This window comes from Aquiflexum balticum DSM 16537, assembly GCF_900176595.1.
Classification (GTDB): domain Bacteria; phylum Bacteroidota; class Bacteroidia; order Cytophagales; family Cyclobacteriaceae; genus Aquiflexum; species Aquiflexum balticum.
Genome location: NZ_LT838813.1, coordinates 5279624 through 5293123, shown reverse-complemented (window position 1 = coordinate 5293123; position 13500 = coordinate 5279624). Strand labels below are relative to the sequence as shown.

The window sequence follows — 13500 nt, the reverse complement described above, 5'->3', positions numbered from 1 at the left end:
ATGCAAGAGCAACATCACTTTTTCGTAAGAAGACCTATAGTAGCCATAGTCATCGCCATCGTGACGGTGACCATTGGTCTGGTCGCCTTAGGAGGACTTCCCATCGAACAGTATCCCAACATCACACCGTCGGTTGTGCGTGTTTCTACAAATTATACAGGTGCCAGTGCCGTGAGTGTGGAACAGTCGGTAGCTACGCCACTTGAACAAAAAATCAACGGGGTGGAAAACATGATCTACATGAAGTCCACCAATGCCAATGATGGTTCAATGAGCATTCAGGTGACTTTTGATATTGGCACCGACCCGGATATGAATACTGTTTTTACCCAAAACAGGGTGGCATCGGCCATGGCCAAGCTGCCGCAGGAAGTGACCCGGATGGGGGTAACCACAGAAAAATCCATGTCCAATATTCTATTGCTGCTTTCCCTGGTATCCCCGGATGGAAGGTATGATCAGAAGTTTTTGGGAAATTATTCCATGATCAACATCAGGGACAATCTCGCCCGGATACCCGGGGTTGGCCGGGTGACTGTAATCGGATCTTCAGATTATTCCATGCGGATTTGGGTGAAACCCGACATCCTTGCAAAAATGGGGATTACAATTGCTGAAATTACAGAGGCTATCAGAGCCCAAAGTACTATTGTGCCGGGAGGCAAACTTGGTGCAGAGCCTGCACCGCCCGGTACAGACTTTACTTACGTCATCAGGCTGCCTGAAAGACTTCAGTCAGAAGAGGAATTCAACGAGATCATCGTAAGAACACACCCTGACGGTTCTCAGGTCAGGATCAAGGACATTGCTAGAGTGGAATTGGGCACAGAAAGTTATGGTGCTTTCACTACCACAGACCAGGCTCAATCCGCTTTGATTTCCATTTACCAGTCCCCAGGCTCAAATGCCGTTAAGGTGGCTGAGGATGTGATGAAAGAGATGGAGAATCTCGCCCAAAGTTATCCGGAAGGTATAGAGCATTCCATTACATTGGATTCAACCAAGCCCATCTCCGCAGGTATTGCAGAAATCGTTGAAACATTGGTAATTGCTTTGCTTTTGGTGATTTTTGTAGTTTATATCTTCATTCAGGATTGGAGGGCAACCCTGATTCCTACTTTGGCCATTCCGGTATCTTTGGTTGGTGCGTTTATGTTGTTCCCTTTGTTGGGATTCAGTATCAATGTTTTGTCTCTATTGGGTTTGGTCCTTGCCATCGGTATAGTGGTGGATGATGCCATCGTGGTGGTAGAGGCTGTACAGGTGAAGATGGATGGAGGCATGGGAGCCAAACAGGCAACTACTGAAGCCATGAAAGAGGTTACTGCACCCATCATTGCCACTAGCCTTGTATTGATTGCGGTATTCGTTCCTGTAGTGGCCATTCCGGGAATAACAGGTCGCTTATACCAGCAGTTTGCCATTACCATTGCCGTATCTGTATTCATTTCAAGTATCAATGCCTTATCCTTAAGTCCGGCGCTTTGCTCCCTTTTATTGAAACCCAAAAAAGAAGGTGAAAGAAAAGGGCTGTTGGGCAGATTTTTCAATTCATTTGATAAAGCTTTCGAAAAATCCACCCAATCCTATATGGGTGTCACCCGGGTAGTGGGGGGTAAATTGAAACGTGGTGTGGTTTTTATTTTATTGACAGTAGTAGCTGCAGGTATATTGGGTTATACCTTGCCGGGCGGATTTATTCCTGAGGAAGATCAGGGATATATTTTCGTCAGTATGCAGCTCCCCAATGCTGCCAGCTTACAGCGCTCCCGTGAGGTGGCACAAAAAGTGGAAAAAATTATTGCCGGAATTCCCGAAGTGGAGACCTTTGCAACAGCAGTAGGATACAACTTATTGGCGGATGCCATGAGTACCAATTCCGTTTTCATGTTTGTCAGTTTAAAAGATTGGGAGGAGCGGGGAGGCATGACCGCCATCAAAGTTTCGCAGAAAATAAACGGAATCCTCGCCACCCAGGTCAAAGATGCCTTTGCGTTTTCATTTGGTCCTCCTGCCATACCCGGTTTGGGTTCAGGTTCCGGATTCAGTATTATGATTCAGGATCAATTGGGTGAAGACCCAAAATATCTTTTTAACAATACAATGGCCTTTATCCAAGCTGCCAATCAAAGACCGGAAATTGGAAGAGCTTCCACACAATATCAGGCATCGGTTCCGCAGCGTTTTATTGAATTTGACAATGATAAGATATTAAAAACAGGAGTCAGACTTCAGGATGTCTATTCCACTTTTGGTGCCTTTACAGGGGGTGCTTATGTCAATGATTTTACAAAATTCGGAAGGATTTACAGGGCGTATATCCAAGCTGAGTCGGAATACAGGCAAAATGAGAAAGGCCTAGACCTGTTTTTTGTGAAAAACAAGGATGGGGAATCAGTCCCGATAAGTACCTTCGCGGAGGTCAAGGATGTCAGTGGCCCAGAATATACGACCAGGTTTAATCTTTACAGGTCGGCTGAGGTAACGGGTGTACCTGCTCCGGGTTATAGTTCCATTGAGGCTTTGAATGCTTTGGAGGAAGTAGCGGCAGAAGTTCTGCCTTCGAATATGTCCTACAGTTGGAATGGAATGAGTTATCAGGAAAAAAAATCTTCGGGTTCTGCCGGGGTTATTTTTGCGTTTTCCTTCTTTTTGGTATTTCTGATACTGGCAGCCCAATACGAAAGTTGGTCACTTCCATTGAGTATCATGTTGGGAACTCCCTTCGCGATATTGGGAGCTTTCCTGTTTTTGGTCGTGGCCAGGTATTTCAGTATCAGTTTTGAAAACAATATTTTCGCACAGATATCCCTGATTCTCTTGATTGCCATGGCTGCCAAAAATGCGATTTTGATCGTAGAATTTGCCAAGCTGAAGTTTGATGAAGGTTTATCCCTATACGATGCGGCCATGGATGCCGCAAAACTCAGGTTCAGACCGATTTTGATGACGGTATTTTCATTTGTGCTTGGCATACTTCCCTTGGTACTTGCCTCCGGATCAGGGGCTGAAGCAAGAAAGGTGATGGGAATGGCCTTGTTGGGCGGGATTGGAATCGCTACATTTTTGGGTGTTTTCATGTATCCGATGCTCTTTGTTTTGATAGGTAAGCTCTTTGGTTATGAGAAAAAAAGAGATTTGGAAAAATTAAAATCAAATCCATCTTCATCATGAGAAAACTTTTATACATAGCCATTGCTGTTTTGTTATTGGGAGCCTGTAAGGCGGGTAAGCCCTACCAAGGAGCAGATGTTTTGGTGCCAGAACAATTCAAAGCGGATTTGCCTGAACCTGAAAAAATACAAGCTGATACAGTCAATACAGACTCTCTTCCCAAAATAGGAAATGCCAATATTCTCTGGTGGGAATCTTTTGATGACCCTGTTTTGATGGATTTGATTCAAAACGCTTTAATATACAACAGAAATGCGCTTATAGCTTCTGAGCGGATCATGCAGGCCCGGTACGCACTAAAAATCCAGAATGCAAATTTCCTACCTATGGTAGGAGCACAGGGTTCCGCAGAAAGGGGCAATTTTCTTTTCAACCAAATTGGTCAGGTAAACGAACTTTTTATTTTAGGTTCCGGGGTAAATTGGGAATTGGATTTTTGGGGACGGATCAGAAACTTGTCCGATGCAGCCAGATTTAATCTATTGTCCAGTGAATATGGCTTACAAAGTATTCAGATATCACTTGTCTCAGATGTGGCCAGTACATATTTCAGCTTGTTACAGGCCAGAGAAGAGTATGAGATCGCACAGAGAAATCTGGCACTCAGGGACAGCATGCACCAAATTATCCAATTAAGGTTTGACAAAGGAATAGTCCCCCAAACAGATGTGGACCAGTCCCAGATACTTAAAGCGATTGCAGCAGGATCCGTACCCAAATTCAAGCGTAAAACAGTTCAACTGGAAAACGCATTGAGCTTTTTAATAGGAGTGAATCCTATGCAGATTGAAACCGGCAAGCCACTCGACGAACAGAAACTATCCATGGATTTGACTGGATTCAGTCCAGCAGATTTATTGATCAATCGGCCCGATATCATTGCTGCGGAATACACCCTTATGTCGCAAAACTCTCAGGTTGGTGTTGCCAAAGCCAATCGATTGCCCACCATCAGCCTCAATGCTACACTTGGAATCATTTCAGACGACATCACCAATTTTAGTTTAAAGAACCCTCTTTGGAATTTGGGTGGACAACTTGCAGGACCTTTGTTTTTCTGGGGACAGTTAAGAAGGCAGGTAGACATAGCCCAAAGCCAGCAATACCAAGCCTTATTTGCTTATGAAAATACTGTTTTGAATGCATTTAGGGAGGTAGAGGACCTGAAAATTGAAATCAGTACCTTGATGGAAGAAATCAGCATAGCGGAAGAAAGAAAAGCTTCGGCCCTGAACGCCCAATTCCTGAGTGGTGAAAGGTACACTCAGGGAATTACGAGTTATCTGGAATTCCTCGAATCCCAACGGCAGGCCTTCGATGCTGAACTGGAGCTTGTACAACTTCAACAGCAATTGCTTTCCGCTCATGCCCGAATGTATAGGGCTACCGGTGGAGGACCTGTGGTGCAGTAGGTATGACAACCTTTGAGGTCTTTTTTCAGACCTCGAAGGTTTTAATACCAGGAAAAAAGGTCCAAAGTTCCTATTGAAGCTTACTTGTATCCTCAAGACCTTCGATACGCCGCGGCGCATCAAAGGTCGGGACTCGTAACCTTTGAGGTCTTTTTTCAGACCTCGAAGGTTTTAAAGTCACCCTTTCAGCACCATATACTTTTTCAGATCGGAGTGGAGGATTTCTTCCAGTTCCCTTTCATTTCCTTTGCTTGTTTCAGTGAAGAGAAAACCGAAAACGCCGAATTTGTCCATATTCACATTTCTGACATGAATTGGATGCTCAAAATCTTTGGCTATGGCATCAAAGTCAAAATAGGCAATATCCTCCTGGGCGATATCTGATTGGTTGTCCAAAAGAATAAGACTGTATTTTTTGTCTTTCCTTTCTTCAAATACTTTATTCCAATCAGGCTTTTTTGAGTTGAAAAAGTATTCGTAAGAATTGATGCCATAAGAAAACCAGGTCAGGTCAGCCGTGGTACACCATCCTCCAAACCGCATGGGATTTACTTCTATGGGATTGATTTTTCCAGGCTCGCTTTCCCGGAATTCAATATGTAATGGAAAATTTCTGAGATCAATCTTTGAACCGATCATTTGAAGAAAATCCATAATGGGTTGATAAAGCCTTTTGATGACTTCCTCCGAACTGGAGTAAACCCTGTCGCTGACATCATATTCTGAGGTGAAGACATGGTGTAGAACGTTTAAGATCACAGGTTCTCCCTTTTCATCAAAGTAACAGTCAAATGCATATTCCTCCCCATGGATATATTCCTCAATAATAAAATCCGCGTTGCTGACCACTTCCTTGGGATATAGGGATTTGGTTTTTTCCATCTGTTTCTCAATTTTGCTGACAATAGAAGGCCAATCCTCCGGCTTATCCACTTTGTGCACAGCAATACTGAAAAATCCAACCGCAGGCTTGATGATAAAAGGGAATTTGAAATCGCTGATATCCAAATTCGCTAATGCTGATAAGGTGGCTGATTTGAAAAAATAGTCAGGATAAGCTTCTTGAATCAGTTCCCTGAATTTGAATTTGTTTTTAAAGGCCTCAATTTTTGCGGGTAGGGCGGTGCCTTTCAGGTTTTGCTGTATCCACGCAATGCTGTTCTCCGAATTGGTATAAACCGGACTTAGCGGATTTGACTTGACCCATGCAATGGCATCTTCCTCAGTGATCAAATTGGCATTTGTTCCCTGAAGGATTTCTTTGGCTTCTTTGGTAGCAACAACAGGGAATTGATTTTTGACGACAGTGTCTATCAGAAAGTCCGACGTATAGGGGTAATCCAAAAGAATCATAAACAGTGTTTTTCAACCGCGAAGATAGAATCATCTTAGATTGATGCTCACATTATTTTTACCTGCGGTAACTTTAAATGCTGCTTTGTCGAAAGAAGGGGGTCCAAAAGTTCCCATGGCGTCATTTGAAAAGCCATAACCATCTCTTGGAATCCCAAAAGCATTGGTTCTCAATTTCCCTGTATTTTGACTGTCGTGAAATACAGAAAGCGCATAAGTGCCTTCCGGAATATTATCAAAAACGGTGATGGCCTTGTTTCCTGAAATTTTAACAGACGCACTTTTGAATGCCTTGTCAGGATCGTCCGGAAAGCCGGATTCCCCTTTGAAAAGCAAAACCCTGACCACCCCCTGTTCATTTTTCACGTTGGTCACTGTCAGCGTAAGTGAATTTGAATCTTGTTCAAATAACATCGTTCCCACAATCAAAGAAAGTATCAAAAGTAATTTCATCATAATAATTTAATGGTTTCTAATCGGTTTATTTTTCCGGACTCAGTTCTTACAAATTTGTCAAGTACCAAAACCTCTTTGGGTACAAGGTAATTTATTAGACTTGCTCTTAGGTCATCTTGAAAGGTTTTAATTTTAGATGCTTCAATAATTTCACTCTCAAGGAGGAGCAGCAATTTTTGGCCCAACTTTTCATCATGTTTTCCAAAAACGAAAAAAGGAACATCTCCGAAATGATTTAAAATAAATGGTGACAATTGTGGTTCCAATACCTCAGGTTGAATTTTTATTCCTCCTGAATTGATGGTAAAGTCAGCCCTGCCCAGCCATTTGAATTGACTACTGTTCAACAATTCAACAAGGTCATTTGTTTGGAGTTTTTCTTCTGAAGCCATAGCTGCTGAAATCCATAGACGCCCATCCTCATCAGTGCCTATGCTGACACCCGGAAGGGTATCAAATACCAATTCACCTTTTGTAATAGGGGCAAGGGCAATATGGGATACCGTTTCTGTCATTCCAAAAGTCTGATAAGCGTGGATATCTTCTTCAACGATTTTTTCTTTCAAAGATCCCGAACTTGGCGCTCCGCCAATAATCAAAGTCCCTATGTTTTTTAATTTCATTGTAGTTTCTACATCTGACAAGCAGGCCTGAACCTGTAAGGGTACCATAGCAGCAAAATCAATGCGGGATTCAAACCACAGCCCTTCCAAAGGATTCTCTTTTGGTCTGACCAAAACCAAATCAGCATTCCATTCCATAGCCCGGACTAGCATCATTTTGCCACCAATCATATCAGTATTAAGGCAGCAAAGTAAAGTTGACCTGCAGTCAATTTTGAAATAGGCTTTGGTTGCAGCAGCAGAAATCTCCATTTGATTGCGACTGACATGATTTATTTTTGGTTTTCCTGTGGAACCTGAAGTTTTTAATTCGAAGTCTTTAATACCATTTAGCCATTGTTGACAGAATGAGAATGCCTGAATTATATAGGGATCATCTTCATTCCATTGTCCGTTTTTGATTTGGTCAAAAGTGTATTCCTTATTTTCTAAAATGATTTTTCCCATGGCTTTTTAAGACCTTACTCCAAAATTCAACAAATTTCCCATAAGCCTGTTATCTTGCGGGTAAAATTTAAACAAAATATTATCATGACAATAAACTGGAAAACCGCCAAAGAATATCAGGATATAACCTATAAAAAATGTGATGGCGTTGCAAGGATAGCTTTCAATCGGCCTGAGGTGCGCAATGCCTTCCGACCCCGAACCACGAGCGAATTGTATGATGCTTTTTATGATGCGCAGGAGGATACTTCCATAGGTGTGATTTTGCTATCCGCTGAGGGTCCATCTCCAAAAGATGGGGTGTATTCTTTTTGTTCAGGAGGTGACCAAAAGGCGCGGGGGCATCAGGGATATGTGGGAGAAGATGGCATGCATCGGTTGAATATCCTTGAAGTCCAAAGGCTGATTCGGTTTATGCCCAAAGTAGTCATCGCAGTGGTGCCGGGTTGGGCAGTAGGCGGGGGGCATAGCTTGCATGTGGTCTGTGATTTGACATTGGCAAGTAAAGAACACGCGATATTCAAACAGACGGATGCGGATGTGACGAGCTTTGATGGGGGATATGGATCGGCTTATTTGGCCAAGATGGTTGGTCAGAAAAAGGCCAGAGAGATTTTCTTCTTGGGAAGAAATTATTCAGCACAGGAAGCTGCCGACATGGGTATGGTCAATGCGGTGATCCCCCATGCCGAACTTGAAGATACTGCCTATCAATGGGCGCAGGAAATCCTGGCAAAATCCCCGACTTCCATCAAAATGCTGAAGTTCGCCATGAACCTGACTGATGATGGCATGGTAGGTCAGCAGGTCTTTGCAGGGGAAGCTACGCGATTGGCATACATGACAGAAGAGGCCAAAGAAGGTAGGAATGCTTTCCTTGAGAAGAGAAAACCTAACTTCAAGGATATCAAGTGGATACCATAATTTAATTCAAGTTGGTTTGAACATCCCCTTCAACATGAAAATCTAGAAATCAAGTACTTTCAGGTCTTGACTTAATTTGTAAAATGTCTAATAAATAATCATTACAACGCGGCACAACAATGTTCACAGGGCATCTCCAACATCGGTCATCGGTCATCTGACATCTGACATCTGACATCGGTCATCGGACATCGGACAACATCGGTCATCGGACATCGGTCATCTTACATTGAAAAGTTGTCCCACAAATAAAACAAAACAGCAGTAAACCATATTGACACCAAAATTCAAACCAATGAAACACCTGGAAACTTCCTACACAAGCCATGATGGAATCAAGCTTTATTTGCAGGCTTGGATGCCCGAGAAATCCGACGCGGCAATATTGATCGTACACGGATTGGGTGAACACAGCAGTCGATATGCCCATTTTGCCAAAAAATTGGTTGAAAGGAATATTGCGGTATTTACCTTTGACGGAAGGGGGCATGGCAAATCATCTCTGCCAAAACCAACTGCTTATTTTTCCTCTTATGAGGATTACCTAAAGGATATTGATGCCCTTTTTGGAAAGGTGAAAAATTTTGTCCCCAATACCCCTGCTTTTATTTTCGGACACAGTATGGGTGGGGGACTGGTGGCTGCTTATGCACTTAAATATAAGCCTCAGGCAGATGGAATTATTTTGAGTGCTGCGGCCTTAAAGCCGGCTGACAATGTCTCGAAAGGATTGATCGCATTATCTTCCATTGTCAGTAAAATAGCGCCAAAATTGAAAGTCCTTCAATTGGACAGTTCAATGATTTCCCATGATCCATTGGAAGTAAAAAAATACAATGAGGATCCCTTGGTTTACAGCGAAGCGATACCTGCCAGGACAGGGTATGAATTATTGAGAATGATGAGAGAAATTGAATCAAAGTCAAGTGAATTTCAATATCCGGTATTGATGATGCACGGTACAGGCGACCAACTGACCAACCCAAAAGGAACTGAGGAATTTATAAAGAATATTGCTTCCAAAGATGCAACCTATCGTAGATATCCCGACCTCTATCATGAACTGATCAATGAATATGAAAAGGAGGAGATTATGGAGGATATTTTGAAATGGTTAACAGAGAGAATTTAGGTTTCATTTCAGAACTTGAATTTTAGGTTTTCTGATTTTCGAGGCGATTATAATATAGAAGGATTATTTCAATCAAGGGGAGGAAACGAAACTAAAAATAAAATATGTTAACTTTATTGGACAGATAAATTACTATCAAATGGATATTGCGTTAAAATACAAGATAATATCTGAAATCATCAACAGCAATGATGAACGTGTTTTGAATGCTGTCAAAACACTTTTGAACATTGAAGATGAATCGGATTTTTGGGATGAATTAAATACCGAAGATCAGGCAGCTATCGATGAGGGATTGGAACAGCTGGATAAGGGACAGTACATTTCAAGAGATTCAGTTCGTGAGGAAATCAAAAATCGATTTAATTTTTAGGTGGCTTTGGAGGTCCGTTATTCTCTTCGTGCCAGGCATGAACAGATAGAATTGTTAGAATATATTGTGCGAAACTTTGGGCAGAAAAAAGCAAAGGAAATCTATGATAAAATTGAAAATACTCTGGACCAAATTTCAAATATGCCCCACATGTATCGTGTATCCAAAAGGCGTAATGGCTTGAGGAAGTGTGTCTTCAGTAAACAGACGAGTATTTATTACCGAATAAAGGAAGACTATATTGAGGTGGTGAGCTTTAGACCGAACCGCAAAGACCCAAAGGATTTTAAAATATAAGTATCACTTAAACTACTCAGAGTTATTAACTCAATCTTTTAACCAGGATTTCATTTGATAGAAAGAAGAGTAATTTTTATTACTTGTTATGACCATTAATTTATTATCATCCAATCTACAATCTACAATCTAAAATCAATCAATTGATCACCAACAAAGGAACATGGGTGTGAAATGCCATTTCTACGCTGGTACTTTTATTGAATAGGTATTCAAAGAAAGACTTGTTTTTGTGGAACATGACAAGCATCGTGTTGGGATTATTATCCAAATAATGGGAGAAACCCTTTGAGACATCTGAAGAATCTATTAGGGTGAATTTTATTTCCAAATCAGGGTTTTTTTCTTTCAGGTAAACTTCCAGGCCTTTGAACTCAATTTCTTTTTCGAAGTTGGTCTCTGATTTTATGTGAAAAAACTCATAGGGCAATTTCATATGTTGGGTTAGTTTAAAAAGCTTCTTGAAATATTTTTCATCTTCTTTATGAAGTTCGAGGGCAACGGATATTTTATTTTCCCTGGACCATTCTGAACCAAAAGGAATAGCCAACACCGGGACCTTTGATTCCTTGACAACATGACCGGTGTTGGACCCTATCAGTGCTTTTTTGATTCCACTCGCTCCCTGTGTTCCCATTACTATCAGGTCGTAGTCGTCACGGTATGCAATCGTGGTTACAGCAGTGGCTACACTCCCCTGTACAATTCTGTAATCAAAATTCAGTCCTTCTTTTCTACCTTGTTCTACGGCTTTTTTCAACTCTCTTTTGGCATCCTGTTCGATCTGACCAATTATTTCAGTGGCCTGCGAGGCAAAATCATAAACAGCATAAAATGCGAAAAACAATGTGATAATGGACTTCTCTTCGTGGGCTATTTTTTTGGCGAATTCCAGTGCGTTGTTGGCATTATCTGAGAAATCTGTGGGAACGAGAATTTTCATATTTGGGATTATTTAGGATTTATCTGGTTGATTTCATTCAAAACACAATTTAAGTCAATATAGAAAAATATAACCTGATTTAAATCAGCTTATCCACTGTTTTTTGTTCCTTTTAGCCTTATCACATGAGCTGCACCTTTATGACCTACACCTTCATCAAGATCCAAAATCCCATCGAATTCCTCCTCCCAGCTTATTCCAGGAAAGGAAGCTTTCAGGTCATCCAAATTATAAAGCATCTGTAAGTCTTTTGGTCCGCCTGAATGGTAGTTTAATTGGTCTTTTCCAAAGCCTTCAATGAAAATACTCCCACCCTTTTTTAAAGCATCAACCGTTTTTTTGTGTATTTCGGTCTGCATATTTTCCGGGAGGTGAAAATAGATCAAAGCCACCACATCATACGTTTCCGGCGCAAAGTGGAAATCTCTGATATCAGTCACATGATAATCCATATCCAATCCAAGATCATGGGCCTTTTTTAAGGTGTGCTTTTTAGCGATGGGGCTTTGGTCAATGGCTGTGACTTCCCATTGAGAAGCAGCAGCATAAAGTGCATTTCTTCCTTCTCCTTCACCGGGCAGGAGGATTTTTCCCGGAGGAAGTTTCTTCAAGTCCCTTTCAAGGAATTGATTTGGTTTTTCCCCGTAAAGGTTTGGGGTTAAAGAAAATTTCTGATCCCAAAAATTGCTCATTTTTCAGTTTTTATTAATACTCAAATTTGAAAGAATTTCATTGGATATTTTGTAATAAATGACACTTAGAAGATTAAAATCATTTTCTAATGTAACATCCGTCACATTTTTGGGTGGTTTGTTTGACTAATTTTGGTTTTAGGTATAAAAAACCGCAAATGAAAAAATTATTTCTCAGCATATTGGCAATAGGGATTTTCACGCTGGCGCATGGATTTCAGTTTGAGCAGTTGATAAAGCCTGCTGAATTGAAGGAAGTTTCCATTATGCAGTTTGAAGATGACGGTTTGGCCCATTTCAGTTACGCCATACAGGTAGGCAAAGAAATGATCTTGGTAGACCCTGGCAGAAATCCCCAGCAATATTATGACCATGCAGATGCCAATGGAGCCAAAATAGTAGGAGTGATTGAAACTCATCCGCATGCTGATTTTGTTAGTTCCCATCTTGAAATACATAACACTACCGGGGCAACAGTTTACATCAGTAAGTTGGCCGGAGCGGATTATCCCCATAAAGCTTTCGATGAAGGAGATATCATCAAACTTTCCAAAAATGTAAGATTAAAGGCAATCAATACACCCGGACATTCTCCCGATGGCATATCTATTATAGTCGAGGAAAACGGGAAAGATGTCGCCGTATTTACGGGTGATACCCTGTTTATTGGGGATGTGGGAAGGCCTGATTTGAGAGAATCGGTCGGGAATATAATGGCCACCAGAATTGAATTGGCAAAAATGATGTATGCCAGTACAAGAGAGAAACTGATGCTTTTGGATGATGATGTCGCTGTATATCCTGCCCATGGGGCCGGGTCTCTTTGTGGAAAAGCAATCAGTGATGCCCCAAGCAGTACCATAGGTATGGAAAAACTGACAAACTACGCCCTGCAGGATATGACTGAGGATGCGTTTGTTGAATTATTACTTCAGGACCAACCCTTTATTCCAAAGTATTTTCCCTACAATGTGGAATTGAACAAAAGTGGTGCACCTCAATATCAAGCTTCAAAAGATGAGGTAGCAAGATTGGGAAAAAATAAAACGACCGATAGGGAAGTGGTTGTAATTGACGGCAGAAATCAAGGGGAATTTAAAAAGTCACATATTGAAGGGGCTGTCAATATCATGAACGGTGCCAAATTTGAAACTTGGTTGGGAAGTCTGATTCCTCCGGGCTCTGATTATTATTTGGTTGCTGAAAGCAAAGAAAGTTTGGAAGAACTGATTTCAAAAACTACCAAAATCGGGTATGAACCGTTTATCAAAGGGGCATTTGTCTATGACGAAAAGGACGGGGAGTCTATGGATATCTTCGACCAAGCGGCCTTTGATTTCAATAGAGATGCTTTTACAATCATAGACATCAGAAATTCCGGTGAAGTTGCCAAGGGTAAAGTATTTGAAAATGCCATCAATATACCCTTGCCCGAGTTAATGGATCGATTAGATGAAATACCGACAGATAAACCTGTAGTGGTGCATTGCGGGACAGGATATCGTTCAGCTGCTGGAAGCAGTATTATACAAAATGGATTAAAAAATGTTAAAGTTCTTGATATGAGTGCAGCGATCAAGGATTATAACAAATGATTATTAGTTGTGGTTTATGGGAGTATCGAAAAAGGCGTCCAAGTGGATTGCCTTTTTCTTTAAATTCAATAAATTGAAG

12 protein-coding genes are annotated in these 13500 nt (G+C 41.3%); 7 read left to right on the top strand and 5 right to left on the bottom strand.

What is annotated here, in order from left to right; translation table 11 throughout:
• Entirely contained in the window at positions 1–3174 is a 3174-nt protein-coding gene (locus B9A52_RS22380; RefSeq protein ID WP_084122824.1) for an efflux RND transporter permease subunit, read from the top strand.
• Positions 3171–4586: an efflux transporter outer membrane subunit gene (locus B9A52_RS22375; RefSeq protein WP_084122823.1), complete on the top strand. Its 1416-nt coding sequence runs from the start codon at positions 3171–3173 to the stop codon at positions 4584–4586. Before B9A52_RS22380 ends, B9A52_RS22375 begins: the two co-directional genes overlap by 4 nt.
• 177 nt (positions 4587–4763) lie before the next feature.
• Here the strand turns inward: B9A52_RS22375 and B9A52_RS22370 are convergent, their stop codons facing one another.
• The 3 genes from B9A52_RS22370 to B9A52_RS22360 are packed head-to-tail and all read right to left on the bottom strand — an operon-like array spanning position 4764 to position 7465.
• A complete protein-coding gene (locus B9A52_RS22370; RefSeq protein ID WP_084122822.1) occupies positions 4764–5939 on the bottom strand; it encodes an ATP-grasp domain-containing protein in 1176 nt (391 codons plus the stop codon).
• A 30-nt stretch (positions 5940–5969) separates the two neighbouring features.
• Positions 5970–6395: a DUF2141 domain-containing protein gene (locus B9A52_RS22365; RefSeq protein ID WP_231955363.1), complete on the bottom strand. Its 426-nt coding sequence runs from the start codon at positions 6393–6395 to the stop codon at positions 5970–5972.
• The gene (locus tag B9A52_RS22360) at positions 6392–7465 is read right to left on the bottom strand and encodes an AMP-binding protein (protein ID WP_084122821.1); all 1074 of its coding nucleotides are present in this window, start codon (positions 7463–7465) and stop codon (positions 6392–6394) included. Before B9A52_RS22360 ends, B9A52_RS22365 begins: the two co-directional genes overlap by 4 nt.
• 84 nt (positions 7466–7549) lie before the next feature.
• Between B9A52_RS22360 and B9A52_RS22355 the strand changes: the two genes are divergently transcribed.
• The 4 genes from B9A52_RS22355 to B9A52_RS26615 all read left to right on the top strand — a co-directional run bounded on the left by B9A52_RS22355 (position 7550) and on the right by B9A52_RS26615 (position 10191).
• Complete coding sequence (locus B9A52_RS22355; RefSeq protein WP_084122820.1) at positions 7550–8389, top strand: 1,4-dihydroxy-2-naphthoyl-CoA synthase; 840 nt, start codon at positions 7550–7552, stop codon at positions 8387–8389.
• Between the two features lie 295 nt (positions 8390–8684).
• Complete coding sequence (locus tag B9A52_RS22350; protein WP_084122819.1) at positions 8685–9521, top strand: alpha/beta hydrolase; 837 nt, start codon at positions 8685–8687, stop codon at positions 9519–9521.
• 139 nt (positions 9522–9660) lie between these two features.
• Positions 9661–9894: a hypothetical protein gene (locus tag B9A52_RS22345; RefSeq protein ID WP_084122818.1), complete on the top strand. Its 234-nt coding sequence runs from the start codon at positions 9661–9663 to the stop codon at positions 9892–9894.
• Positions 9895–10191 (top strand): type II toxin-antitoxin system RelE/ParE family toxin, encoded by a 297-nt coding sequence (locus B9A52_RS26615; RefSeq protein ID WP_084122817.1) that lies wholly within the window; start codon positions 9895–9897, stop codon positions 10189–10191.
• 139 nt (positions 10192–10330) lie between these two features.
• Here the strand turns inward: B9A52_RS26615 and B9A52_RS22335 are convergent, their stop codons facing one another.
• On the bottom strand, positions 10331–11134 hold the full coding sequence (locus tag B9A52_RS22335) for a universal stress protein (protein WP_084122816.1): 804 nt from the start codon (positions 11132–11134) through the stop codon (positions 10331–10333).
• Positions 11135–11223: 89 nt separating this feature from the next.
• Positions 11224–11826 (bottom strand): class I SAM-dependent methyltransferase, encoded by a 603-nt coding sequence (locus B9A52_RS22330; RefSeq protein WP_084122815.1) that lies wholly within the window; start codon positions 11824–11826, stop codon positions 11224–11226.
• Between the two features lie 158 nt (positions 11827–11984).
• Between B9A52_RS22330 and B9A52_RS22325 the strand changes: the two genes are divergently transcribed.
• A complete protein-coding gene (locus tag B9A52_RS22325; RefSeq protein WP_084122814.1) occupies positions 11985–13421 on the top strand; it encodes an MBL fold metallo-hydrolase in 1437 nt (478 codons plus the stop codon).
• The last annotated feature ends 79 nt before the right edge of the window (positions 13422–13500 follow it).

Excerpts from the sequence above, each read along its gene's own strand:
- B9A52_RS22380 (WP_084122824.1), top strand. The coding sequence starts at position 1 with ATGCAAGAGCAACATCACTTTTTCGTAAGAAGACCTATAGTAGCCATA.
- B9A52_RS22375 (WP_084122823.1), top strand. The coding sequence starts at position 3,171 with ATGAGAAAACTTTTATACATAGCCATTGCTGTTTTGTTATTGGGAGCC.
- B9A52_RS22370 (WP_084122822.1), bottom strand. The coding sequence starts at position 5,939 with ATGATTCTTTTGGATTACCCCTATACGTCGGACTTTCTGATAGACACT.
- B9A52_RS22365 (WP_231955363.1), bottom strand. The coding sequence starts at position 6,395 with ATGATGAAATTACTTTTGATACTTTCTTTGATTGTGGGAACGATGTTA.
- B9A52_RS22360 (WP_084122821.1), bottom strand. The coding sequence starts at position 7,465 with ATGGGAAAAATCATTTTAGAAAATAAGGAATACACTTTTGACCAAATC.
- B9A52_RS22355 (WP_084122820.1), top strand. The coding sequence starts at position 7,550 with ATGACAATAAACTGGAAAACCGCCAAAGAATATCAGGATATAACCTAT.
- B9A52_RS22350 (WP_084122819.1), top strand. The coding sequence starts at position 8,685 with ATGAAACACCTGGAAACTTCCTACACAAGCCATGATGGAATCAAGCTT.
- B9A52_RS22345 (WP_084122818.1), top strand. The coding sequence starts at position 9,661 with ATGGATATTGCGTTAAAATACAAGATAATATCTGAAATCATCAACAGC.
- B9A52_RS22335 (WP_084122816.1), bottom strand. The coding sequence starts at position 11,134 with ATGAAAATTCTCGTTCCCACAGATTTCTCAGATAATGCCAACAACGCA.
- B9A52_RS22330 (WP_084122815.1), bottom strand. The coding sequence starts at position 11,826 with ATGAGCAATTTTTGGGATCAGAAATTTTCTTTAACCCCAAACCTTTAC.
- B9A52_RS22325 (WP_084122814.1), top strand. The coding sequence starts at position 11,985 with ATGAAAAAATTATTTCTCAGCATATTGGCAATAGGGATTTTCACGCTG.